This window comes from Paenibacillus sp. FSL H3-0286, assembly GCF_045040705.1.
Taxonomy (GTDB): Bacteria; Bacillota; Bacilli; order Paenibacillales; family Paenibacillaceae; genus Paenibacillus_AQ; species Paenibacillus_AQ odorifer.
Map to the genome: position 1 here is coordinate 5,155,046 of NZ_CP150285.1, position 25,426 is coordinate 5,180,471.

At 42.4% G+C, this 25,426-nt stretch carries 24 protein-coding genes; 8 read left to right on the plus strand and 16 right to left on the minus strand.

The window, feature by feature from the left end:
* Nucleotides 1–9: 9 nt before the first annotated feature.
* Nucleotides 10–678 (minus strand): uracil-DNA glycosylase, encoded by a 669-nt coding sequence (gene ung, locus MHB37_RS23250; protein WP_341003422.1) that lies wholly within the window; start codon nt 676–678, stop codon nt 10–12.
* Nucleotides 679–722: 44 nt separating this feature from the next.
* Nucleotides 723–1,379, minus strand: coding sequence for a ribonuclease H (gene rnhA / locus MHB37_RS23255; RefSeq protein WP_076184205.1), 657 nt, complete (start codon nt 1,377–1,379; stop codon nt 723–725).
* A gap of 208 nt (nt 1,380–1,587) precedes the next feature.
* Between rnhA and MHB37_RS23260 the strand changes: the two genes are divergently transcribed.
* Nucleotides 1,588–2,181, plus strand: coding sequence for a hypothetical protein (locus MHB37_RS23260; protein WP_076130242.1), 594 nt, complete (start codon nt 1,588–1,590; stop codon nt 2,179–2,181).
* Nucleotides 2,182–2,246: 65 nt separating this feature from the next.
* On the opposite strand, the gene MHB37_RS23265 is transcribed toward MHB37_RS23260, so the two are convergent.
* The 4 genes from MHB37_RS23265 to MHB37_RS23280 all read right to left on the minus strand — a co-directional run bounded on the left by MHB37_RS23265 (nt 2,247) and on the right by MHB37_RS23280 (nt 4,998).
* On the minus strand, nt 2,247–2,819 hold the full coding sequence (locus MHB37_RS23265; RefSeq protein WP_076184206.1) for a type 1 glutamine amidotransferase family protein: 573 nt from the start codon (nt 2,817–2,819) through the stop codon (nt 2,247–2,249).
* Nucleotides 2,816–3,934, minus strand: a complete 1,119-nt coding sequence (locus tag MHB37_RS23270; RefSeq protein ID WP_405168576.1) for a hypothetical protein — start codon at nt 3,932–3,934, stop codon at nt 2,816–2,818. The genes MHB37_RS23265 and MHB37_RS23270 overlap by 4 nt, the downstream gene beginning before the upstream one ends.
* Nucleotides 3,935–4,031: 97 nt before the next feature.
* Entirely contained in the window at nt 4,032–4,565 is a 534-nt protein-coding gene (locus MHB37_RS23275) for a hypothetical protein (protein ID WP_076217945.1), read from the minus strand.
* A gap of 118 nt (nt 4,566–4,683) precedes the next feature.
* On the minus strand, nt 4,684–4,998 hold the full coding sequence (locus MHB37_RS23280) for a hypothetical protein (RefSeq protein ID WP_076130239.1): 315 nt from the start codon (nt 4,996–4,998) through the stop codon (nt 4,684–4,686).
* A gap of 205 nt (nt 4,999–5,203) precedes the next feature.
* Here MHB37_RS23280 and MHB37_RS23285 point away from each other — a divergent pair, with 205 nt between their 5' ends.
* Complete coding sequence (locus tag MHB37_RS23285; protein ID WP_036683023.1) at nt 5,204–5,413, plus strand: hypothetical protein; 210 nt, start codon at nt 5,204–5,206, stop codon at nt 5,411–5,413.
* 76 nt (nt 5,414–5,489) lie between these two features.
* Here MHB37_RS23285 and MHB37_RS23290 read toward each other — a convergent pair whose 3' ends face one another.
* From MHB37_RS23290 to MHB37_RS23300, 3 genes are read right to left on the minus strand one after another with little or no spacing between them, the layout of a single operon-like run.
* On the minus strand, nt 5,490–6,503 hold the full coding sequence (locus MHB37_RS23290; protein ID WP_076302700.1) for a Gfo/Idh/MocA family protein: 1,014 nt from the start codon (nt 6,501–6,503) through the stop codon (nt 5,490–5,492).
* Between the two features lie 31 nt (nt 6,504–6,534).
* On the minus strand, nt 6,535–7,548 hold the full coding sequence (locus MHB37_RS23295) for a Gfo/Idh/MocA family protein (RefSeq protein ID WP_405168577.1): 1,014 nt from the start codon (nt 7,546–7,548) through the stop codon (nt 6,535–6,537).
* Between the two features lie 20 nt (nt 7,549–7,568).
* The gene (locus MHB37_RS23300) at nt 7,569–8,417 is read right to left on the minus strand and encodes a sugar phosphate isomerase/epimerase family protein (RefSeq protein WP_405168578.1); all 849 of its coding nucleotides are present in this window, start codon (nt 8,415–8,417) and stop codon (nt 7,569–7,571) included.
* 182 nt (nt 8,418–8,599) lie between these two features.
* On the opposite strand from MHB37_RS23300, the gene MHB37_RS23305 reads away from it, so the two are divergent.
* On the plus strand, nt 8,600–9,505 hold the full coding sequence (locus tag MHB37_RS23305; RefSeq protein WP_076281361.1) for an AraC family transcriptional regulator: 906 nt from the start codon (nt 8,600–8,602) through the stop codon (nt 9,503–9,505).
* Nucleotides 9,506–9,973: 468 nt separating this feature from the next.
* On the opposite strand, the gene gnpA is transcribed toward MHB37_RS23305, so the two are convergent.
* The 4 genes from gnpA to MHB37_RS23325 all read right to left on the minus strand — a co-directional run bounded on the left by gnpA (nt 9,974) and on the right by MHB37_RS23325 (nt 15,531).
* Nucleotides 9,974–12,133: a 1,3-beta-galactosyl-N-acetylhexosamine phosphorylase gene (gnpA, locus tag MHB37_RS23310; RefSeq protein WP_405168579.1), complete on the minus strand. Its 2,160-nt coding sequence runs from the start codon at nt 12,131–12,133 to the stop codon at nt 9,974–9,976.
* A 26-nt stretch (nt 12,134–12,159) separates the two neighbouring features.
* Nucleotides 12,160–13,014: a carbohydrate ABC transporter permease gene (locus MHB37_RS23315; RefSeq protein WP_076279197.1), complete on the minus strand. Its 855-nt coding sequence runs from the start codon at nt 13,012–13,014 to the stop codon at nt 12,160–12,162.
* A 9-nt stretch (nt 13,015–13,023) separates the two neighbouring features.
* Nucleotides 13,024–13,965 carry a carbohydrate ABC transporter permease gene (locus MHB37_RS23320; protein WP_244886367.1) on the minus strand — a complete coding sequence of 314 codons (942 nt, stop codon included), beginning with the start codon at nt 13,963–13,965 and terminating at the stop codon, nt 13,024–13,026.
* A gap of 90 nt (nt 13,966–14,055) precedes the next feature.
* The gene (locus tag MHB37_RS23325; RefSeq protein WP_076130232.1) at nt 14,056–15,531 is read right to left on the minus strand and encodes a carbohydrate ABC transporter substrate-binding protein; all 1,476 of its coding nucleotides are present in this window, start codon (nt 15,529–15,531) and stop codon (nt 14,056–14,058) included.
* A gap of 347 nt (nt 15,532–15,878) precedes the next feature.
* Here MHB37_RS23325 and MHB37_RS23330 point away from each other — a divergent pair, with 347 nt between their 5' ends.
* Nucleotides 15,879–17,618: a sensor histidine kinase gene (locus MHB37_RS23330; protein WP_076130231.1), complete on the plus strand. Its 1,740-nt coding sequence runs from the start codon at nt 15,879–15,881 to the stop codon at nt 17,616–17,618.
* A gap of 4 nt (nt 17,619–17,622) precedes the next feature.
* Nucleotides 17,623–19,239, plus strand: a complete 1,617-nt coding sequence (locus MHB37_RS23335) for a response regulator (protein WP_076130230.1) — start codon at nt 17,623–17,625, stop codon at nt 19,237–19,239.
* A 17-nt stretch (nt 19,240–19,256) separates the two neighbouring features.
* On the opposite strand, the gene MHB37_RS23340 is transcribed toward MHB37_RS23335, so the two are convergent.
* From MHB37_RS23340 to MHB37_RS23350, 3 genes are all read right to left on the minus strand, one after another.
* On the minus strand, nt 19,257–19,850 hold the full coding sequence (locus tag MHB37_RS23340) for a DinB family protein (protein WP_076130254.1): 594 nt from the start codon (nt 19,848–19,850) through the stop codon (nt 19,257–19,259).
* A gap of 67 nt (nt 19,851–19,917) precedes the next feature.
* Nucleotides 19,918–20,865, minus strand: coding sequence for a YafY family protein (locus MHB37_RS23345; protein WP_076130229.1), 948 nt, complete (start codon nt 20,863–20,865; stop codon nt 19,918–19,920).
* On the minus strand, nt 20,862–22,058 hold the full coding sequence (locus tag MHB37_RS23350; RefSeq protein ID WP_341143385.1) for a macrolide family glycosyltransferase: 1,197 nt from the start codon (nt 22,056–22,058) through the stop codon (nt 20,862–20,864). The genes MHB37_RS23345 and MHB37_RS23350 overlap by 4 nt, the downstream gene beginning before the upstream one ends.
* Nucleotides 22,059–22,205: 147 nt before the next feature.
* Here MHB37_RS23350 and MHB37_RS23355 point away from each other — a divergent pair, with 147 nt between their 5' ends.
* The 3 genes from MHB37_RS23355 (at nt 22,206) to MHB37_RS23365 (ending at nt 25,407) form a co-directional block, all read left to right on the plus strand.
* A complete protein-coding gene (locus tag MHB37_RS23355; RefSeq protein WP_076130227.1) occupies nt 22,206–23,396 on the plus strand; it encodes a coenzyme F420-0:L-glutamate ligase in 1,191 nt (396 codons plus the stop codon).
* Between the two features lie 91 nt (nt 23,397–23,487).
* On the plus strand, nt 23,488–24,387 hold the full coding sequence (locus MHB37_RS23360; RefSeq protein ID WP_340976602.1) for a LysR family transcriptional regulator: 900 nt from the start codon (nt 23,488–23,490) through the stop codon (nt 24,385–24,387).
* A gap of 78 nt (nt 24,388–24,465) precedes the next feature.
* The gene (locus MHB37_RS23365; protein ID WP_076217959.1) at nt 24,466–25,407 is read left to right on the plus strand and encodes an NAD(P)H-binding protein; all 942 of its coding nucleotides are present in this window, start codon (nt 24,466–24,468) and stop codon (nt 25,405–25,407) included.
* Nucleotides 25,408–25,426: the final 19 nt, after the last annotated feature.

Below are 25,426 nucleotides of genomic sequence, written 5' to 3' on the forward strand. Positions count from 1 at the left end.
CTCCATAAATTATAAGTCCGGAATGAACCAATCTATTCCTGCCAACCCCTGCGACTCTAAAAATTGGTTGGCCTTTGAGAACGGACGACTGCCAAAAAATCCACGATGCGATGAAAGTGGGCTTGGATGAGGCGATTGCAGCACCTTATGCCGGCTTTGATCGATGAAGGCGCCTTTTTTCTGCGCATGACTTCCCCATAATATAAACACCATGGGCGTAGATCTTTCATTTAGCTTTTGCATAATAGTGTCTGTGAATGTCTCCCAGCCCAGACCTTTATGCGAACCAGCCTCACCCTCACGTACCGTCAGCACGGTGTTCAGCAACAACACTCCCTGCTCTGCTAAGTGCAGTAAAGAGCCGTGGTTCGGAACAGGCACACCGACGTCCTCTTTCAGCTCTGCATAAATATTGCGCAGTGACGGAGGGATACGTACCCCCGGATTGACAGAGAAGCTTAGTCCGTGCGCTTGTCCGGGACCATGATAAGGATCTTGACCTAAAATAACTACACGGGTCTCCTTATAAGGCGTTAATTTCAATGCTGTGAACAATAATTCTTTTGGCGGATAAACGGTATGTTCCTTATATTCTTGTGTTAGTGCGTCCATTAATTTTAGAAAATAGGGCTTTTGCATTTCATCCTGCAATACCTCATCCCAATCGTTGCCAAACATCCCCAAACTCCTCCTTTAACCGAAACCATAGCGATATAGCTTTTTTATTTCCGACCATAATCCGCTTTGATCTCGCCCCACTCTTTGGTCTGCCACTTGAGCACCTTATTGTCATATGTATTGGTTTGCAACCAACGCTCTGCCCGATCAATAAGCACCCAAATTTCCTCTGTTGAAGAATCGCGCGGCAAGGTTGTTGCCACCTTCTTCTGCTTCACCCACTTCATTGCATTTACTGAATCACTGTAGACCGTTTTATCGCTTCCCTCTTTCTTCAACAACGCCAAGGCATGAACAATCGCTAAAAATTCGCCTAAATTATTAGTGCCCTTTTTGATCGGACCACAGGAGAAAATGATATCTCCCGTTTGTGTATCTACACCCTTATATTCAACAGGCCCCGGATTACCACGAGTCCCCACATCTACTGAAATACTGTTGTAATCAATCTCCTCAGAGGTCTCTACTGTAGCACTGCGTTTAAAAGAACTAGTCCCCTTAGACTTTGCTGCTCCAGCTGCCCCTGTTCCCCAATTCCCCTTCCAGCCCGCTTTATATGCCGCATCAGCTGCTGCTTTAGATTCATAGGATTTATATTTTGCACCGGTATAATGATCTGTCTGTGCCTGGCATTCTGCCCAAGTGCTATAGACTCCCGGTTGTTTACCTTCCCAGACTACATAATATTTCTGTTTGGCCATGGATAATGCTCCTTTTCTACTGCCTGTACTTATTGTAATCCATATTGCTCGTGAATTCATCGGATAAATCACATTTTTCAGGTCATACTATACGCCAGAGATGTCCAGGCCTATATTACCATTTGTAGATTGATTGGTAAATTACTAACTAATCACTCTATAGTAAGCTCGAAGGATATCAGTACAATTACTTAGGGAGGTTATACAGATGAGAAAGATAGCAAGTGTTGCTGCGGTATTTGCTTTTGTGTTAATGGTCGGATGTGGAAATGCAACAAACAATGCCAATAATGCTACTGCAACAAGCACTCCTGAGAACACGAATAATGCGGGAACCACTAATAATACAGGCACGGCTAATAATCAAAATAACACCACAGATGCTGTAACCTCAGCTTCCGTAGTAGATAATGAAGAAGCCTTCAAACGCGCCATCAGTCCAGAAGGAACCTGGATTGCTGCTACACTTAAAGACTTAACCTTCACCGAAGATCTCGTGGTGGATGGAGAATTCATGAATAAAGAGGAACCCGCCAGAAAAATTGCTCTATACACACAAGATGCGGATCACAACATCACCAACTCCTTTAAACTGACTGCTCCAAAATTGACCATCAAGAGTAAAAACGCCCGCATCCAAGGCGGCACTTTTATTGGAGATGTATACGTAGAAGCGGATGGATTTACCCTGGTGAACGCAACCGTTGAAGGCAATGTCTACTTCGCAAACGATCAATATAAATCCACCTTTAATTCATCCGATCAAGGAAAAGTAACTGGTGTTACAGAAGTGAAAAAATAAGCTTCAACCCCAAAAAGGTGATCTCAAGTCGTTAAGACTGAGACCACCTTTTTTTATATACACCCTTATTCTTGATAAAAACCATCTTTGAAAAAGTTGTACCATCCCTCGACGGTTTCGATTGGGAAACCCTCTAACTTCTTCATAACTTCCCTTGCAAATTCTAAAGAAGCTGTGCCATTAGCTGTAATAATATATTCACTCGAAACTGCCTGTTTTTCTATATAATTTGCTTCTCCTTTATAATTAGGAGCATTTTGTTTTAAATAATCCAATGAATTTCCGGTATGCGGTATGTTGTCTAAATAGCCATGTTCAGCCAAAAAAGTTGTAGCGTCACATATAGCGGCTATAGGCACACTCTCCTGCAGACATTTTTCAATCACTGGAGTAATAGCTGAATTATCTTTCCAGCCTGTGCCCCCGATTAAAATCAACATTTCATACTGAGCAGGTAAACTGTCTAAAGTATAGTCAGGTACAACAGTAAATCCACCCATAGATTTGACATTGTCGCTAGTTAGAGCAACTGTTCTTACTTTATATTCACTTTCCTGCTTATTTAGTTCGGCACTAATATATCCGCTTTCCCAATCAGCGTAGCCATTGGAGAGAAACATCAAAACTTCTTTTTTCATATATTAGCACCCCCTTTAAGTTCTAACGCCACTTCCGCCACTTCTCGCCCATTTACCAGCAGCACAATCCGGTGCTCTCCTGGATAATGACGCCGAGTTGTTAAATCAGCCCAACGATGTGTCCGTTTACCTGACAGAATTGTACCTCCAGGTACGGTCTTATCCGATAACAAAAAAGATTTACGGGAGGTTCGACCTGCCGCTTTCACGAAATAGATTCCGTATTCAATCCGAATCCGTGCTGGAGCTCCCTCACGAACTTGAAGCTTATACTGTAATTCGGAGCTTTCGCCAATGGTCAGGATTGAAGGTTCCAATAGAATGAAGGCACTCATTATAAGTGGAGCAGCTTCGTCTGTCTGCTCTGCGTATCCGAATAAAGCCATAATCTCTGGCTCAGCTTTACGAATCAAAGAACGGCAGCCGTGCCGCACAATCCAGTCTGTATCGGGATGTGTTCCCTTCCAGCGCCGAGCGGTATCGAGCACCACTTCCGGATGATCCTTTGCAATATCATTCAAATGATTAGCGACACTTTTACGTACATACAGGGATGTATCCGCCTTAAGCTGCTCAAGTACAGGTAATACCGGAGCTGGGTCAAGCTTGAACATGGGAAGCGCCTGTCCCCAAGGCAGACGAGGCCGACAGCCCTCACTAGCCAGCCTACGTACATGCTCATCAGGGTGCTCCGCCCATACCAGCATTTGAGCCATCATCCGCTCTGGTTCCCGTAAGAGAAACGGCCTAACTGCAAATTCAGCCGATGATTTCGCTGTGAATCTTTCCAGCGCCTGCATAGACAATTCCCAATGATCGTCTCCCTGACCATATACCTCAACAAAATCCGGAAAAATCAAATAAGGAAATCCCACGCAATCGTCAGCAATGGCGAATAGGATAGCCAGCGCTTCCTCATAAGGAAGCTTTAAGTGGCTGCCCAACGTCTCGGTGATCCGCCGCATTCTTGCCTTCAGCTCAAGCGTTTCCCACGGTTCAGTCATGGCTGAGCTTACAAATGCCTCAGTCTCGAAGACATTATGTACGCCACGAATCTTTTCGCCGAACTCACGCAGAAATTGTTCATTGTACATTGCTTTTAAAGGTTCAGCCATTCGATAATCCCTCATTTTCTTCTTTAGATCAGCAGACTTGATTCTGTCATGAAATCGTAGCACACCCAATTTGACAACAGTATGTCAACTTTGGCAGCTAAGAATTAATAAGTACCTTTACCTCTTCAATCCCTTGTCGGGCTCGACTGTTTAACGCGCGCTTATCTTTAAGGTTATGTTCTTTAAGTTCGTGTCCAGGATCAATGACCAGCGGCTGTGAGATTACATCCTCGAGAATTTGCACAGCAACCTTACAGCCTTGAAATAACAGTTCTTTTGTGATCACTTGGTTATGAGAACGAATGATTTCAAGCATTTTTTCCGCATAAATCAGTCTAACCAAACTATCAGCGCTCATAATATTCCGCGAAGCAAAAGAAGCCACTTTTTCCACAATCCAGCTATCCTGATAATTCCGCGAGATGGATTCCAGTATCGTAATCGCATCCCAGTCCCGTATCGACAACTGCTTGACGTGCTCCGTAGCCCATTCCTGCAGCCATTCCAGCTCCACTTCTCTTGGAATTTCAAAACTCTTGTACTCCTTAAGTACTCCTGCTTTATGCATATTTAAAAAATGACCCAAAAACTGAATGTACAGCTCCTTGGCTCTTTGTGTCGGTTCTGTCATCTGGCAATCATCCTTTCATTATCCAAATCATATCCATTCCCCGGTTTCTTTTCAAATAAAAAATAAAAAAGGACAGGTAGCGAAATCATCGCAATACCTGCCCTTTAATAACTTTGGGTTATGGTAAATAGTTTGCTTCAACCGGAGGGGTTTTCTCCACTATTTTCAGTTCTAGTCCTCCGAATCTCTTCGCCAGCTTGTTATATACCAGCGCTACCAGCATACCCACCAATCCATAAATGAGTATCAAAATAACCGGCATAATCAAATAAGGGATACCCATAACAACGATAAACGTCTCTTTAATGATAAGCCCGACCACCACCATCCCTAAACCTACTATAAACAATAGCAGTGTAGGAATGATCATAAAATAGATAGTTGTTTTAAAAAAACTCTTTTTGTTAATTTCCAGCACTTCATAGTCTTTCATTATGTAATCCCCTTAATTTATTTAGAGTGGTAAAATTACCCTCTTCGTTTCATTAAAGACGATCTTAAATACAATTTCAACCAAATTTCTCATATTTTCGACTTTTACCAAAGAATTCTTCCTAAAACTCAACGATAAATCATGGTAAAATAACTCCTATGGTTTAATATATCATCATGTACAAGATGTCACCGGAGGGAATAACATGCCACAAACATTAGTGAAAAATATTGATTTTTTTATAGCTGCCTTATCCCAAACCTATATTTCTGCGCTACAGCTTGATCCTGATGGAATGTATTCAGAGGTTGCTTCAGGAATTGTTGAACTGTTCTCTGACGAACAAGTACGGCTGAGAAGATATGACGGATCAGTATCCCATTATGCAAGAGACAACACCAAATTTCAGCGATGACAAAAGGACGTGAACTGGAAAAGGTCATTGTGAATGATCCTCTTCCAGCTCACGTCCTTATTCACTCTACACACAACTAATCTAGCACAATCCATTCGCCTTCAGCATCCGCTGACTTCATTTCTGCTTCCACGATTCTTAAAGACTCCGCTGTACTCTCTGGCGTACAAATAATGATAGGCTTATCCTGGATAATAACATCCAGAAAATATACAAGCTCTCTATAGTAGCCAACATCCGGTGAAAGTTCCGCTAAATAGCCTGCCCCGTCATTCGGATTGACCTTGACCTCGCTGCCATCAAACACTATATTTCCACGTTCAAAATTAACCCGGTACCCCATGTAAAAACCAAAATCACCTTCCAGCGTCCAATCCACCTGAGCATTAATTACTTTTGCATCCTTATAAAAATAGTGAGTCGATGCGATATCATATCCGCTACCCGGAAGGACATTACGTCCTAAGGATGATACTTTATCCGGTCTGCCGAACAGATAGTTAATCATATCCGTATCGTGAATATGCATATCCATAATGCCTCCACCGCTTAGTGTCTCATCAAGAAACCAATCCTTAGGAGCACCAGATCCCCTGTAAAAATACCCTTCCGTGACCTGACCGAACTGCCCGCTCTCTATCACTTCTTTTAAATATTCATACCCCGGCCAAAAACGGAGACAATGTCCGATCATCAGTTTTTTCCCACAGCGGGCTGCCGTTTCCACCATTTCCAGCGCTTGTACGGAAGTTCTGGCCATCGGTTTCTCACAAAAAACATGATATCCACGCTCCAGCAGCGAACAAGTCATTTCCGCATGCAGATAAGTAGGAACCGCAATGTCGATCATATCCAGTTCCTCACTGGCTATCATTTTCTCCAGATCATCGTATAGATTGTAAGCTGACAAATCATAGACTTCCTGGGCAGTGCTCATATTCCCGGCTGCTTTTCCATCCTTTAATTCCTCAATTCGCAAATCACAGATGGCTTTAAGGGCAATGGGCTGCCCCTCTTTCGTTAAGCGCACATAATTATCAAAATGCATCCGGCCCATAAATCCAAAGCCGATCAAGCCTATTTTCAACATCGTGAAGTCTCCTTTACTAAAAGTATGGTACTTAACGTATCCGTATCCAGGCCCCTTCCTGATCAGCCGATTGGATTTCAGCCTCAATGATTTCTATGGACTGGGCAGCACTTTCGGGCATACATAGGGTCACTGGCTCATCGTTCTGGATGATTTTCAAGAAATATACCAACTCTCTGTAATATCCGGTATGCGAAGAAAGCTTCGCAATGAACCCCAGTTGACGATTAGGATTCACCTTAACTTTCGCGCCATCGAAGACTACATTTCCCCGTTCAAAATTAATCCGATAGCCCATGTAAAAACCAAAGTCGCCTTCCAGTGTCCAGTCCGCTTGGGCATTGACCACTTTTCCATCCTGATAAAAATAATGAGTGGAGACGATATCATAGCCACTTCCCGGTAAAACCTTCCGCCCAAGCGTTGATACTTTATCCGGTTTCCCAAACAAGTGATGGATGATGTCCGTATCGTGTACATGCATATCCAGCATACAGCCGCCACTTAGCTCATCATTGACCAACCACCCTTTAGGAGCACCGGAACCCCGGTAAAAATAAGCCTCTGTCACTTCACCGAACTCACCGCTAGCTATAAGCCCCTTCAAATATTCATATCCCGGCCAGAAGCGAAGACAATGACCAATCAGCAATTTTTTTCCGCTGCTTTGCGCCGCCGCTACCATCTTCCAAGCTTCTGCGGAATGTCTCGCCATCGGCTTTTCACAGAACACATGATACCCTCGTTCCAGCAGCGAACAAGCCATTTCAGCATGCAAGTACGTAGGTACTGCAAGGCTAATAGCATCTAGTTCTTCTTTTTCGAGCATATGCTCCAAATTCTCATAAAGGTTGTAAGGGGATAAATCATATACCTCGTGGGCTGTGTTCATATTCCCCGCGGATTTAGTATGTTTAAGGACTTTAATCTGCGGGTCACAAATGGCAACCAGAGAAATCGGATGGCCGTCTTCCTGCAATTGAACATACTGATCAAAGTTCATTCGGCCCATAAATCCAAAACCCACCAGCCCCACTCTGAGCACAGCCTTCACCTCTCTTAAACTTAGTAACTAGTGCGTCCTAAAATAGCATCCATCGCTGCAGAAGTATTAAAAATGATTTGCTCCGAATAATGCGTATATGGCGGTATCATTTCTCCAGTAACATAATTGCTGTAGCCGATCTCTTGCAGTGCTTCCATAACAGCAGGATAATCCACATCCCCAGCAAGTAGATCAACAAATCCATGAAGTCCTCCGGCTGCCCGGCGGTAATCTTTGAAATGCACCTTCTTGATTCTATGGCCTAGAATCCGTATCCACTGCTCTGGATAACCAGAATGAACGATATTCCCTACATCCAGATAGGAACCTACATAATTGGAGCCTACAGCATCTATAAAAGAACGTAATTCGAGCGGAGACAACAGGAATTTATTCCACACATTTTCAATCCCAATAGAAACACCCGCCATTTTTGCATCCTGAACCAGATCACTGATCGCCTTCAAGGCTCGATCATAAGCTTTTTCATAATCGACTATTTCACAGCCCTCAATAAAATCCACACCAACCGCACCAGGAATGACAAGAATCGTATCTACGCCAAGTGTTGCTGCCAGCTCCAATTGTTTTTTACATACATCGATAGCCTTCGTCCGGTTCGCCGCGGATTCACTTGTCATGGCATATGACCAATATAGTCCTGTCGCCAGTCCTGCAATTTCTAATCCCATCTCCTGAATGGAATTTTTGATCTTAATAGCTTCTTTCTCAGTGGTTTGCAGGCCAAGTTCACCCGATTCATTCAAAGATAACTCAATTCCGTCGAAACCTGCCGCTTTAGCCAGACGTGCACATTCTTCGATCTCCGTACCTTCGCGAAACGACCAAATGTTTATTCCCTTTTTCATCCGAATCCTCCTCAAATTTGTTATTTTCCGTTTTTTAAGATTCTACCCTAAATGCGCTTATATCCTTGATTTATTTATATTATAATAGATTGTAAGTTGAATTTATTTAGGTGAACAAGAGATTTGTTGCACGATTCCGGTCTATTTAAAAATTCATTTTATACTGTATGGGAGGTTTATTCGTGGCTGAAAAAGAACCCCGTTATCCCCTGAGAAAACAGGTCCCCTCCCGGGAGTGGTCACCTGGCATTCACTACGCACAATTCCAAACCCTCTCACCTTGCCTCTTTCCAAGAAGAAGATTGTATGATTTCGAGCTGCTATACGTTCGCCAGGGGAAATTATCAACAAAGATGGATACGGAGGAATATATCCTGAACTCAGGACAACTGATATTTCTTTCTTCCGGGGTATATCATCAGAATGCGATTGTCTCAGATTCGGAAACCAAACTCATTGGGATCCATTTTGATTTTTTTGGGGAATCGATTATCACAAGCGATGAAGACATGCTGGTCAATGAGGAGGAGGTTATGGACGAGAAGTTTGCCTTGGAAGCTGTGACCGCTCCTTTCATGCCATTGTCACAGGAGCCCATTTATACCCCGCCACCCGAATGTATCCATGCGATGGAACAGCTCGTGCATGAATTTACGATGCGGCCTGCCGGTTATGAATGGGTCTGTCGGGGGTTACTGCTCGGCGTTCTAACCTCGCTGCTCCGAACACAAAGCTCCCGGAATGCAGCTAAATCTTCCGTTCATACCGGGCGGATCAGAGCTTTAATCGATGAGATGGATTCAAAGCTAGCAGACCGCTGGAGCAATAAATCCATGGCTGGTGCCATGAATATGCATGAAGACCATTTCTCTAAGTTATTTCGTGAGGTAGCTGGCATGCCTCCTGGTGAATATCTCCGTTCCATCCGGCATCGAGAAGCACGCAAGCTGCTGCGTGAAACGGATTGGCCGATTGAACAGGTCGGGGATAAGGTTGGTTATCCTGATATCCATTATTTCAGCAGGGTATTTACTGCGAATGAGGGAATTTCTCCGCGGGCTTATCGCAAAATGTCCCGGATACTCTAGAAACGGAAAACTCAAGATATCTCAATCCAAGTAAGAAAAACTCCCAAAAACATTGAGGGTGATGGGTCATCTGCTTTGTGTGATACCTGTGGGGGCCGATAAACAATATACATTGTACGGTGAGATGTGCAATATGCGGGGCGGCGAACGTTCGTGTTTTCTGCGTTAATGCAGTATGCGGGGACGGCTCTAAAACTAATTAGGGAAAAACTCCCTGAAAACAGCCAATATTCGCTCTAAATGAACGAAATCAGGGAATTCCTCCCTAATAATAAGAGGAATAACTATAATTGCTAACGAATCAGCTAAACTTTGGGGAGGTTTTCCCTGATTATTAGTCTGATGACCAGTTATCCCGGAATTTCAGGGAGAAATTCCCCAATCACTCTATCGAAGCAGTACAATTCAGGAAAGTTGGAGATAACAGCAGCCGGAAGTCTAATTATTCGCCGTAGTTACGGCTGACTCTTAATGTGTGATCTTAAATTGAAACCACACACTTTCCATCCCACCCAACTCTATTTCTTGGATCACGGCGTTATCCATCAGGATCGTCGTCTTTTGGATCTCGGAAGTGTTATTTACGGCACAATATCGACCCGTCTCAGGATACGCGTGACATTCAACATTCGGATTCACTGAGAACCATGAATACAATTGCTCCTCTTGATGTGCGGCCCAAAAGATCGCTCGGCTGAGTAGTCTGGTATTCTGAATACTATAGGGAAGCCCCGCGATATAAACGCCCCGCCCCTGACCAAATGTGTTCACGGCAAGATTGCAGCTGCCTTGGTGCACGTCCAATATTTCTGCTCCGGCCTCCGCTTGATAAATCATGGTCATCCCTTCACCATAATTAATCTCACCTTCCAGATCTTCCGTTATGAAATGACCCTGCACAGGCGTTACCTTGGGCTTATTGATGCTTGCTGTAAATCCAATTTCCTTCTGAACACCTAGAATATCCGCTAGTTGAAAAAGAACCCCTTGATGTTCATAAGCTGATGGATCACCAATCCCAATAAAACCGCCCCCTTGCTCCACCCACTCACGAAGTGTTGCCACAACTTGCGGATCGCTCCATTGATCTCCACCGCTCCAAGAGGTGTGTACATCACCCGCGTTAATAATCACACCGATACTAGGATCAATCCCACTTAACCTGATGTCATCAAAGCTTATAAACTCAATGTCGAACGGCAAGCCCGCCAATGACTCTAATGCCCCTATGTAGGAGTAACATCTTTGATTCCATAATGAATGAGCCACTTGATGTGTCTGCCAGCTTCGAAGGGAGCCCCAAGTATTCAGAACCGCCACTTTAAAAGGAGCTTTAAAAGGCTGTGTCCCTTCTGCATTGGCATGAATCCCTTTGAACTGCGTCGCAATCTCTGTCACATGATCTATAAAATCCGGAAATTGATGCGCTAGACTTAAATATCCGCCATACCCCATCCTGCCAACTGGTTTGCGCATGAGCGCACGCCGGCATTTGATCCAGATCGGCATGGACTCTCCGACAGGGTCTCCCCCTTCAAAAAAGACATCAGGAAAGAAATAAGGATAGAAACGTGCCTCGGTATCCTTAATAGGTATATCCGCAATCATACGGGTTGTAACGCCATCTCCTGCTGCCCCTACCACTGCGTCGAGCCCGATCTCCGGAAAATATTTTCCATAAGGCTCTGTACCAGCCCAGTGATCCCCAAAAAACATAATCGCTTTCTTCCCGAAATCATGCACCATTTCTACACATTGTTTAGCATAACCTGCGATGAATTTCTGATTGAAGTCCATCCAGTCCATATATCTTTGGGTCGGGTTCTTAAATGGTGTGTTATATCGCCCCTCATCCACAAAATCTTCTGCAGTCAATCGGTACCCATAAGCTTGTTCGAATTGCTCTAACGCAAGTGGACTTACACAACTCAGATAGCCAAACCAATTCACCTGTTTCTCCTTACCTTCCTTGTTAAAAATCAAATCAAAATTATAAAAGAAGGTCGTAAAACGTACGATATCAGTCTTGGGATGTTTCTTCAGCCAATCCTCCAGCACCTTCAAAACATGCTCTTGAGCCTCGGCATAACGAATATCCAACGGTAAACGATGCTCCTCATCCCAATCATTCGTGATGTGGTTGTACATGGAGACCGGCTCCCATTTCTGGTAGGCCAAGAAACTGACCGTATACTTGTGAAATTGTACCGCCTGTTCAAGTGTGACAATTCCCTCTGCGTAACTCCAACATTCAGAAGGTAATACTTCTCCTGTAGTCCGGTTTACAACCTGCCAATATTTTTTTATATCCACATCTGTGTTAGGAATAAATTGCTCGGCAAAATAATCAGCCATAATATCGATGGTCTTCACCTTTGAAGTTACTATTACTGGAGCAGACATCAGATAAATCTGCTGTCTATATTGCGGATGCTGCTTCGCCCACTCATTGTCCTCACGGACAAGACAAAGCGTTGAATAAATTTGCAGACCCATATCGAGAATGTCCTGCGATAGATTCGTGCCATCACTGTCACGTACGGCATCTACACCCCATTTTTCGACGAGATCGGCTATGACCTCTTCCATCCCTGTTTCACCAGGCAGTGTAAATCTTCCTTTGTCCACGTAACTTCCCTCCATGTCTTTGTTGTTCAGCCCTTAATTCCGCCTGCGCTTATTCCTTGGAGCAATTGCTTTTGTCCAATCACATATAAAAGAATCGTTGGAATCAGCACTAGGATCAGCGCGGCAAAAAGTGCACTCCAATCAGTAGCATAACGTTGAACCTCAAAAAGATTGGCTAAACCTACTGGCAATGTTTTTTTGCTATCACTTTGAATTAAGACCAATGCCAGCGGATACTCATTCCAAAAGCCCATCGCTGCCAGCATACAGACCGTCACAATGCCCGGTTTAGCAAGCGGCGCAACAATTCTGACGAGCACTCCTGTGTTGCCACAACCGTCAATCTTAGCGGCCTCTTCATAATCTCTAGGGACGGACCTCAGAAATCCACTTAATACAAAGATGGCAAAGGGAAACTGCAGAACAGCATAGATTAAACTGAGCATCCCGCGATTGTCTAACATCCCGAACGAATTCACCTGCAGAAATAAAGGAACCATAATGTAGGAGGCTTGCAGAAAGATACAGGCCATATAAAGGTTAAGGATTAGTTTGGAGCCCCAAAACTTAAATCTCGTTAAGACGTAAGCCATAGGAACCACAAAAATAACTAGAATCGCCGTGGATAACACCACAAGAAAGATAGAGTTCAGGAAATAACTCCCCATCTTGGATTTCTGAAAAGCACGTACATAGTTATCAAAGTGTAAGGCTTGTGGAAAGGAGAAGGGGTCGGTCAGAAATTCCGTATTGCTTTTAAATGAAGCTAAGAGATTCCATACAAACGGATATAACAAAACAATGGTGGCTACAATCAGAAACAGCCGCGTAATCCAGTGGGCAATATTCATTTTTAGAAGACTCTGTTGATTGCTCGTCATCCTTCTCCCCTACCCTTCTGCTCGATTTGTAAGTAGTCTGGACAGAAAAGAAAGCACAAAGGCGAACACCAGCGTAAATATAGCTATAGCCATGGCATAACCAAAGTTCGCATTCTGGAAGGCCTGCGTGTACATGTAGTGGAGTAAAACAGTAGTTCCACCTGCCGGACCACCGCCAGTCATTACAGTTACAACTATAAAACTTAAATTGATCGTACCTGCCAGAGACAACACAAACGTAATGCCAATAATATCTTTTAGCAGAGGGATCGTAATACTGGTAAGCTTCCGGAAATATCCCGCACCATCAATAGTCGCCGATTCAAACACATCCGCAGAAATCCCATCAATCGCAGCGATATACATGACCATATAATAACCAACCGCTTGCCAGATCAGTGTAACGGCTACACACCACAATGCTGTTCGGCTATCTCCAAGCCAGGGTCTGCTCAGTTGATCTAATCCGATGCTCCCCAGAATATTATTCAAAATGCCCATATTGGGATGAAACACAAAGGACCAGATAATTCCGACTACCGTCAAAGAGATGATACTAGGAAAGAAAAATACGGTTCGGTAAAATCCTCTTTCCTTCAGCTTCGTCTGCGTTAATAGAAAAGCGAGCACCAGCCCAAAAATCAACGTAATCACTGGCACGACCAGCATCAGTTTAAATGTATTACTCAGAGCTTTGAGGAACATCTCATCTTGAAACATATATTTATAGTTATCCAAAAAGATAAACTTGTTCTCATCACTCATCCCAGTAGCATCCGTAAAAGACATAAAAAATGCCCGAAAGGTTGGAATAATCATAAATACGAGGGTTAACAGGAGCGTTGGAATCGTGCATACCGCTATGAATAGCTTAGGATTTCTGGTTTTCGCTGTCCTAATCTTTGATTTCCTCTGTCTAGGAGCTACTTCTGCCAGCTGCATTTCAGACATCTTTCTCACTCCTCTTCATACAAAATGCATCCCGTTCATAGATAACCTTATCCATTCTTAACAGGATGCATTTGCATGAGATACTATAGATTATTTACTAGCCGCTTTCTCTTTACGAATCTGTGCAAAAGCTTTTTCCACATTATCCATCCATTGATCTGTGGTCATTTGGCCTGTCATCACTGGTGTGACCGTATTCTTGAACATTTCAGTGACTACACTAACCTTGGAACCCTTCGGTAATGATTGCCAGCCCTGTAAAATAGAAATGGAACCATTATAAGCCTCGAACATGTCATAGACACCTTTAGTCAAAAATGGCTTAGACAGCTCCTTCGCATCGTTAAGAGCATACGCCCCATTCGCTTTTTCCGCGAATAGTTTCACAGACTCATCGGTATACAGGAACTTCAAGAATTCCTTAGCGAGCTCAGGATTCTTGGCCTTAGCAGGGATGGAGAATTGCTCGTAGCTGGAAAGCACATACTTCTGATCGCCTTTATTGAACACAGGTACAGTTGTCATCCCAAATTCAAACCCATTTTCTCTAGGTGAATCCTTCATTTCATTTTCCATCCAGTTGCCGTTTACGATAAACAAAGCTTTACCCATCATCATATCGGTCTGCGACTGTGTATGGTTCAAGGCAACCGTGCCGTCCATCAGATAACCGTCTTTAGAGATTTTATAGAAAATATCCAGTACTTTTTTGATCGTGTCGTTCTTAAATGAACCTTCCTCATAAGCAAAGACTTTATCCAGCGTTTCTTTTCCCCCCGCACTCGCAATGGCCGGGTAGAGAATTTCCTCCAAATAATCCGGATAGATGCCTTGGTAAGTGAATAAAGCCCGCTTCGTTTTGGTTCCATCTGCATTAACCAGATAGTTCTCCTCTTTGTTCAGCTCATCCCCTAAAGCAAAGAACTCCTCCCAAGTCTCAGGAACCCTCCAGCCTTTTTCTGTGAACAGTGTTTTATTGTAAATCAAGCCCATCGGTCCAGCATTAAAAGGTGCGAGGTACGTCTTTCCATCTTGATAGGGCTGAAATCTTGTACTGTCCAGCATCCCCGGTAGAATCATATCCTTAAGCGTCTCCTCTTTATCAAGCGCTTTGCTTTCAAATACATCGCTGATATCTAGCAGTCCTTTTTCTTTAATCAGTGAAAGCACGATGCCACTTTGCTCTGTATCTGTAACGGATAGGAAGTCGGGAGGATTACCCGCAACAATCTGCGGCCGGATTACTTCACCAACTTTAGGATTAATCGTCATGTTCACTTTCACACCTGGATAAGCACTTTCGAATTTGCTGACAATTTCATTCCAATAATCCGCACCATATCCCCCTTGGAATACAGCAATGCTAAGTTCCTTGTTATCAAAATCTTTAGCAGGTTCTTCTTTAGTCTTCCCGGCGTTCGTTGTACTTGTAGCTTGCGCGGTGCCCGCAGCTTTCGTTGAATCAGATTCATTCGAGGCAGCAGGTTTATTATTGCTGTTCCCACAGCCGAGCAACCCCACACCTAGCAGCATTACTGCTAATAATGTACTCATAGTCTTTTTCATAAACGCCCTCCTTAAGATATTCTTGTAAACGCTTTTTTAATAATCTAAGTATAGAAGGATTTACGCTATATTTACATTTACAATACAAACCTACCTATGTATTATCTTATCCATCTTCCAATGCGAGCTCGTACAAGCTTATTCATCAGGGTCACATAACCTGTAAACTTAGCCGTTAACGGAATGGATAATATTATCCATTCCATAGATTATTCTCACTTTTCGCCGCTGCATATATATTCCATAGTTCTTTTTATGTTAACTTGTAAGTAAAAGATAGTGAATGGGAGGTCATCCACCTGAGTCGACGCAAAGGGAAGCTGCATTTTCCTAATCCTCCGCAAATCATGCGCAAGGTTAAAATTCAAAATCGCTTAACCGTCATTTTCTTAATCGTATCCGTGATCCCAATCATCTTTATAGGTTTCTACTCCTACACCATTTACTCCAAATCTATTAACAATAAATTAAGTAAATCCACATTTCAGGCTTTAACACTGCTTAATCGAACGATGTTAAGTGAACTTAACAACTATCAATATCTTGCAGGCTCTGTTTCTACCAATAGTATTATTCAGGAGCGTTTATCGGCAGCACCAAATGAACCCGCTCCTAGCAATGCTGCCATTAATCATGCCATGGACAATTTATATAGAACCATCTACCCCGGATATGTCCAGAACGTTCGGGTCATCGACGCCAAGAACCAACCTATTTATGAATTAGGCTACGATGGCATCCCCAATCCTAAGTATGAAGAAATTATGAAACAAGTAGAGCTCAATGCCCCTTATGACAGTCTTAACTACGCAAAAAGCTATCGCGCTTACAATACCATTGTCCTGGGCCGGAAAATTTTTGATCAAGATGACATTGGCGTTCCCTTAGGTCATGTGTTTGTTTTTATTGGTGGGGAGTTATTTTCAAAAGTCATTCTTTCCAGTGTGGATTTAGGTACAGGTTCCAGTCTCCTTATTATGAATAGGGAGGGAAAAGTAATGTCCTCGAATCAAAAGGATACTCCGCTAGGAGAACCCTATTATAAAGATGAACTTTTTAAGCAAATCAAGACACAAGAGGCAAAGAAAAACCATTCCTTCCAAGGCATGGTCAATGGCAAAATGCAGCAAATCTCCTATATTAACAATAATCAATTAGGCTGGTACATGATTTCTACCGTGCCCTTCTCTTATATCAATTCAGAGACAAGTAAAATCACCACTGGACTACTTATTGTTGTCAGCATCATTGTAGTCGTGTGTATTCTAATTATTATCGTATTGTATAAAAGCATCCTGAAACCAATCAAACAAATCATCGTCTTCTGCAATCAAATTTTTTATGGTGATCTATCGAGCCGGATCGAAGATCACAGCAACGATGAAATGGGCGTGTTGGCCAATAGAATTAACAGCATGGTCAGTAGAATGGAACAGCTGATGAAGGATCAAAAGAAAGATCTGAAAAGAAGACGTTCGCTCGAATTGCAAATGCTGCAATCGCAGATTAATCCTCACTTTCTTTTTAATACACTTAACTCCTTACGATGGCTGGCGATGATTAACCAGGTTCCCGTCCTTAGCGACGGCATCTCCTCACTAGCTGAATTGCTGCGTAGTACCATTATCGATCAAGATGAGCAAATCACCATCAAGCAGGAGCTGAACAATCTGGATCATTATTTTGCCATTCAAAAAATACGTTATGCCGACAGGTTTGACATTGAATATGACTTGGATGAGTCTTTATTACAGAGCATGATCCCCAAGCTCATCCTGCAGCCGATCGCAGAGAACGCGATTCTTCATGGAGTTACAGATATAGGAGGAAAAGTTCTAATCCAAATTAAGGTATACGCAAAAAATGAATACACCCTTATTATTGAGATCATCGATAACGGAAAAGGGTTTGACACCACCAAATCTGAAAAAGCTGACAATCTGTCGGGTATCGGAATTTCAAATGTGGCCGATCGCATTAAACTTCAATACGGTGAGAGTTACGGGCTGTTCATCACAAGCTCAATGGGTCATGGAACCTGCTGCCGCCTAATTATCCCTAAACAAACATACGAACTTAAGGGGTGATACTATGTATCCTATGTATAATGTAATGCTAGTGGATGACGAACCTATTGTTAAAGTCGCGCTCAGAACCATGATTCCATGGGAAGAGCTTGGATACATGATCTGTGCTACTGCCTCTGACGGAGTGGAAGCCTTAACACTTGTAGACAAGTTTAATCCCCATATCATCATTACAGATCTCAAAATGCCTAATATGGATGGTCTGCAGCTGATAAAAGAACTTAATAACAGAGGGTTTGCAGGAAAAATCCTGGTGGCGAGCAACCACGGGGAGTATGAGTTAGTTCGTGAAGCCTTAGTGCTTGGGGCTATAGACTATATGCTGAAGATTAGTATGAAAACGGGGGATTTGATCCATTTGCTGGAGAAATCTACGAAGCTAATTCAAGAGCAGCTTCAATCTAGGCAGCAGCAGGAGACCCAAACACAGTTATTGCAGCACAATTTAAAAAGCGTGAAAAATGCGCTGCTAAAAGATTATTTCACCGATCCTTATTACGATGTGCAGCAGCTTGATCAGCATGATGCTATAAGTTTCGCTTTCAGCGAAAGCAGCTGTTATTTATTCTACATTACTTTTGAGCAGAATAACGCGACCCAAAACGAAAGACAAAATCACATCTCCGTATCCTTTATTGAAAACATCATCTTGGATATCTTGGAGACCGTAGATCAGTTAGAAATTATTCAGCTAGAATCTAATGGGCTGCTGCTTCTAATCTCCTGTGATACCTTAGACGATCATCAAATTATCCGCACAGACTTTATCCAGAGGGTCATTCGGTTAATCAAAATGTATATTTCTATCACCCCTACTATTGTTTTTTCTGATCCTGTACGGGGATATGCTGAAGCAAAACGAACCCTAGAGCAATGTAAAGAATCCTTGCAAATCCAATTTTACAACGAAATAACGATTATAGATCCAACGGATGTCCATTTAAAGGATACGCTGGACTTCGAGGATGTACATGATTTCTCGACGCAATTAATTCAGAACTGGAAGCTTTCAGGGGTTGAAGCCGTTAATCAAGCAACTCAGCAATTTCTCGACACCTGTAAATCCAAGCAAATTAATCCTGCTGAAACCAAAAAGTTCATCGTAAATTGTCTGCATTATCTTCCCTTATGCGATGCTCATCTCATTGTCGAGGATCCGAAGCTTTTGAAGACCTATATAGAAAATATCGCCAGCAGTAAACGTACCACTGACGTTCTATCTATAATGGAGCTTGTGTTCCAACTATTCTCCCATCAAAAGCAACAGATCGTAACTACACACAATAGAGATGTTAAACAAGCGATTGACTATATCAACACACATTATCAGAAGAAGCTGACCTTATCTCTGATTGCCAAGCATGTCAACTTAAGTGAGAACTATCTGTCCAGAATCTTCAAAGAAGAAGTGGGGCAAAGCATCATTCACTACATTAATACTGTGAAAATGGAAAAAGCTGCAGAATTAATACTTAAAGGGAATCCATACATTAAAGAAATTTCCACGCAAATCGGTATACACGATCAATTTTATTTCACCCGGTTATTCAAAAAACACTTTGGTGTTAATCCTAGTGAATATAAGAATCACGTTCAGGCCACGCTTGGTTCAGAAAATTAAGACCATTCAAACTCTTTTTATGATCCTTTCACAACCTGAATGTTATTGATGAACCCTTCTTTAGGTGCAAATATGGAATTAAACAACAACTCTTTGTTTAACCGCTCCAGCTGCAGTAGATGATGACGATAGTGCATTTCAATAAGTAGGAACCATTCCTCCGCGCATAGTCCACCAAATCGCGGGTGAGATACGGTATTTTGTTTGGACGCTTTTTCAAGAGAGGGTTCGATCTCTCTCATTCTTTGAATGACTGTACGTAACCCTTGAATTAATTGTTCTTTGCTCTCCGGCTGCTCCGGCGTATATTGGGCGGAAGGCGGAACCTGAATACGAATGGGCGGAAAGCTTCCTTGCGCAAATATAGCCGCACCATCCTCAGTTTTCCCCACATGAGCTACTAAGGGATCTTGGTCTAGCACAAGGCATTGATCAATATTACGAAGCTGCATATACAGCGCCGAGTTAATGAGATGCTGAAACATCTGTCCGATGGACCAGGCGTTTTCACTCGGCTTTTGCTTCAACTGCTCCAGATTGAATCGCTCCAATTCTTGAATATAGTATGTCGCAGTTTCTTCAAATCGTTGTAAGACTTCTTTTGTTGTAATCATCATATATCAGCTCCTGTAGTCATTGATGGTCCAAGTATACAAAAACGCTACTGACAGCGTTATGTCAGTAGCGTTTTAACATTATTTCTATTTCATTTCTAACCTGATCACGGAAAGATTCGGGCTCCAGCACAACCATACCGCCTCCCCAGCCAAGCACCCATTGCAGCAATTCCCCTGGCTCGCGAACGCGAAAAGTAACAAGTACCCCCTCCGCATGCTCCTCAATAGTTTCCATATAGAAATTATTTGATTCCCTTACCTTATCGGCTATGTCAGCTTGGACTAAGATAAGCACATGAACGTTGCGATCATCAGGAGGTTGGTATACCTCCAGATGAAAATCTGCTGGCAGTATAAATTCATCTTCCAGATTAATAAGCTCCCTCATTCGGGATAACCGGAAATGACGGATGTCTTGACGCAATTCACACCAGGCGATGAGTACCCATGACCCGTGATGAAGCACAAGTCCATAAGGAGCAACCGTACGAATACTTTGACGGTTCCCATCGGCTTCGGCGATTCTTTTGGAATAACGAAATCTTATTTTCCTTCCCTCCAATATCGCTCCACGAATGGCTTCCAAACATGCCTTCTCTTGTATGGGTGCTATATCTTCTGCGGATGCAAATAAACGAAAACTTTTGCGAATCTGTGATGCTTCACTGCGGATAGCTTCCGGCAGGATGGCTTCTATCTTTGCTTTAGAACTTCTAGCCTTATTACCATAGTGTGCATCAAACCGCTGCTCGATAAAATCAGTTCCGATAAGCAATGTCACTGCTTCGTCCAGCGTGAAACTAACGGGTGGCAGGAAATACCCCTCGATTAAGGAGTAACCCTGCCCTGGCGCTCCTATTATGGAAACGCCCGCTTCACTCAGTGCCTGAATATCCCGATAGATCGTTCTTACGCTCGTTTCAAACGTAGCAGCCAAATCCTCCGCCCGCAACATTTTGTTACGCTGCAGTTCAAGCACTATAGCTAACAACCGGTCCATTTTGTTCATACGACTCCCCCTCCCCGAACAATCTCATCAACAGCTCGTCGATACCCACCCGAGTTCCGAAATGATTCACTGATATTGGAGACAGCTTTTTTATAAGATAAATCGCTTAATATATGATCTACTGCTTCTCGTAGTTGAGTTGCAGTTAAACTTTGCATTTGTAACTTAATGCCTGCTCCGACATGGACGACTTGATCCGCAATTATTGGCTGATCCGCACTTTGTGGAATTACAATTAGCGGAACCCCGTAATAAAGCCCTTCATTGATACTGTTCATTCCACCATGTGTAATAAATAACTTTGTGTATTGCAGGATATCCGTTTGTGGAACATAATTTTTCACGAAAAAGTTTTGCGGAATTTCCCCTAAATCCGTGATTTGGACTTTATCTCCAATTGACATCACAATAGTGTGCTCCGTGTTCCCCAATGCTTCAATACAAAGTTTATAGAATTCAATGGCTTGGTTAAAAACTGTGCCGAGTGAAATGTAAATTGGACTTTTCCCCTTAATTGCCATGAGGTCGAAGTTTTCTGGAGCTAATCGTGAAGAGATGGAGGGTCCTACAAAGATATAAGACGGGTCGAAAGCTTCTCCCTCAGGTTGAAACTCCCTAGTTGTATAAACGATAGTAAGTGGGGCAGGATTACAAAACACTTCATAAGGGGATTCGATGTCCACATCATATTTGCCCTTCACCATTTGCGTCAAGCTTTGGAATTTATCCTTTATAGGATTAGTTACTTCTGCAGGAACTGTAGTATAAAATTGTTCTAACATTTCATCGAATGCTGCTTTTGTCTGCGCAAAAGAAGTACAGGAGCTAATGGCCGGAAGCCTAAGAATTTGAGCTAACAAACGTCCACAACCAAACATAGAATCATGGATGATGTAATCAAAATGCTCCCCTTTGATCTGTTCAAGAACGCTTGGAATAACTATATCTGCCGTAAGTAAAAGACCGTTGATTCTTTCGAGTACATAATTTCTTCCACCTGAGATAAAAGCTTGTATAAATTTCTGATCGTCAAATGTTCGTACTGTAGCCCCCGTCATCTCCATACGTTCTCTATAAGCTTCTATACAAAAATACACTACCTCTTCGCCACGAGAAATAAGCTCTTCCACAACGCCAATCGTGGGATTAATATGTCCCTCTGATCCACCATTAATAAATAACACACGCGCCAATTGTAATCCTCCTTAACTATAAATCATTTTTATATTAGATATTATAAACATTAATTTTACTTATATCGCTCTAAAAGGGTATAGTAATATAGGCTTTAAAACCATTTTAATAATATAGAGTATACCCTTATTAGAGGAGAGATCATATTGGAAAGAGTAGTTGGAACAGTTGTACGTGGACTTCGCGGACCTATCATTAACAATGGGGATAACATTGAAGAAATCGTAGTTCAGACGGTATTGAATGCAGCAACAGTCGAGGGTTTTTCGATCGAAGATCGTGACATTGTGACCGTAACTGAATCCATTGTTGCTCGGGCACAAGGAAACTATGCAACGATTGACAATATTGCTGCTGATATAAAGGGGAAATTCGGCGAAGAAACTGTAGGGGTCATTTTTCCAATCCTTAGCCGTAACCGGTTTGCTAACTGCTTACGCGGTATTGCCAAAGGGGCACAAAAAGTAGTCCTAATGTTAAGCTATCCAGCTGATGAAGTAGGCAACCACCTTGTAGACATCGACGAACTAGATGCTAAAGGTATCAATCCATGGACGGATGTATTAACAGAAGCTCAGTTCCGTGAGTTTTTCGGCTATATTAAGCACCCATTCACAGGGGTTGACTATATTGAATATTATAAAGGTTTAATTGAAGCTGAAGGTGTGGCTTGTGAAGTCATCTTCTCCAACAACCCAAAAACCATTTTAAACTATACAAAAAATGTATTAACTTGCGATATTCACACTCGCTTCAGAACCAAACGCATTCTCACAAACAACGGTGCTGAAAAAGTATTTGGTTTGGATGATATTCTTACACAATCAATCGATGGCAGCGGCTTTAACGAAGCTTATGGTCTGCTAGGATCAAACAAAGCTACAGAAGAAAGTGTAAAGCTATTTCCAAACAACTGCCAGCCTATCGTGGATGGTATCCAAGCAAAAATCAAAGAAATTACAGGTAAAACTGTAGAAGTTATGGTTTATGGCGATGGAGCATTCAAAGATCCAGTCGGAAAAATCTGGGAGCTCGCAGATCCAGTTGTCTCCCCTGCTTACACTGCCGGACTTGATGGAACACCAAATGAAGTAAAATTGAAATACTTGGCCGATAACAACTTCTCTCATCTTCGTGGTGAAGAGTTAAAACAAGCCATTTCTAAATACATCCAGAATAAAAATGATGATCTAGTTGGTGCGATGGAAGCCCAAGGGACTACACCTCGTAGATTAACTGACCTGATTGGATCATTATCTGATTTGACTTCTGGTAGTGGCGATAAAGGAACACCAATGATTTATATCCAAGGTTATTTCGATAACTATACAAAATAAGAGTAGTACAACAAAGGGAGTCTCTAAACGAGGCTCTCTTTTTTACTTTCTGGGTTATAATAAAAGCAAACAGCGGCAGGCGGAGGATACTATGAACATAAGAAGGATTAAATATTTTATCGATCTCGTGGAATGCAGAAATTTTACGGAAACAGCTAAAAAGAACTATGTTTCGCAGACCACCATTAGTCAACAAATCGCCGCGCTTGAAGAGGAATTCAACATTCAATTGATTGACAGAAAGCAGATCCCTATTGAGCCAACCAAAGCCGGATGGCTTTTCTATGGCGAAGCCCTCATCCTCTGGAAGCAATATAATCATATGAAGCTGAGCATGGAAAACTTTCAAAAGTATAATACGCAATCCCTGAGTATCGAATATGCGGCGATGACGGATATCCAAAGTTTGTTGAAATTGATTCCCTCGTTTCAGGATCATCATCCGAATATTAAGCTGGAACTGAATAAAGTATTGCTAAAAGATATTGCAGAATACTTGCTAAAAGGGATTTACGACATGGCTATTGCCTTTGATTCCGAGTTTCAGGGAAAAGAGGACATTGTAACCTATCCCTTATATAAGGGACGTTATTGTGCAGCTGTGAGTCATCACCATCCTCTCTTTCATCATAAATCGATCGCCAAAGAGGAGTTATATGAACATCCGCTAGTCATGCTGAATCCAACAGCTATTGGAAACTCTTATCATCTAATGATCCAGCATGCAATTGAAGACGGCTATCAGCCGAACATTCTTCGAACCGCAGACGATGTGGAGACAGAATTGTTTTATATCATCACAGAGAATTTGATTGGCTTTTTCCCGGATAACTATCAGCTCGCTTATCTTCAAGATGAAGTCCGGCTAATTCCTTTAGATGATTCACACCATACCTTTGCAATCGAAGCAGGTTATCTCAAAAATAATACAAACCCGGCCTTGCCCTCCTTCCTGCAACAAATCCAAATTGGATTTAGCAATCGACCATAAGTTTTATGTGTTAGACTATGTTCTTTTTTTCACATACTATAAGGGTATAAATCATATCCACAAGGAGTGACAACGATCATGGGTAAATTATTGTTGACTGGTGTCGATGGAAATCTAGGGAAGCAAGCTGCGGAATACTTGTTGGAGCTGGTAGATAAAGACCAAATCATTTTTTGCGCTTACGATCCGGCATGTTTGAAAGAATATGCGGAACAAGGGATTGAAACACATGTGACCAACTTTAATAACAAGGAAGGCCTTGCCGAAGCTTTTGCTCATGCCGATAAACTCGCTCTAATCTCCATGCCTTTTGTTGGAGAGAAACGTCAAAATGCACAAAAAAATGTGGTCGATGCTGCCAAAGAAGCTGGAGTCAAACAGATCATTTATACTTCTTTGGTCAACGCAGCCGATGAAAGCAATCCAAGCGTAGAAAAAATTGACCATGTGTATACCGAACGTTATATTCAAAGCGTTGGGCTAGATTATATCTTCCTTCGCAATTCCCAATATGCGGAAGCCATGATAACCAATTACTTTACGTATGTGAAGGGTGACGGGGTATTAACAAACAATCAAGGTGACGGTAAAATGGCTTATATCTCGCGGAAGGATTGCGCAAAAGCCGTTGCGTATGCCCTAGCCTCCAATAACTATCAGGAAGCGATTCTAAATATCAACGGGCTTGAATTGATGACAATTACCGACTTCATTAAGATTGGTAATGAAGTAACGGGCAATCATATCACCTACAAAGAAAACACGGACGAAGAAAATTATGCCGTATTCGAAGCAATGGGCGTGCCTAGAACCACCGATGGTGCATTTAAAGAAGGCTCCGAAGCCCCCTTTTCTTCAGAAGGTATGGTTACTTTCGGACAAGCTATTCGTGAAGGAAAAATGGATGTTTATACGGACGACTTCAAACAACTTACTGGTCAAGACCCTTTGACCGTGAAATATATGTTTGAACATGCCGATGAATTCCAGGTTGGCGAAAGACACTCTAAAGACAATTAAAAGCTGCCACTCTTACTTC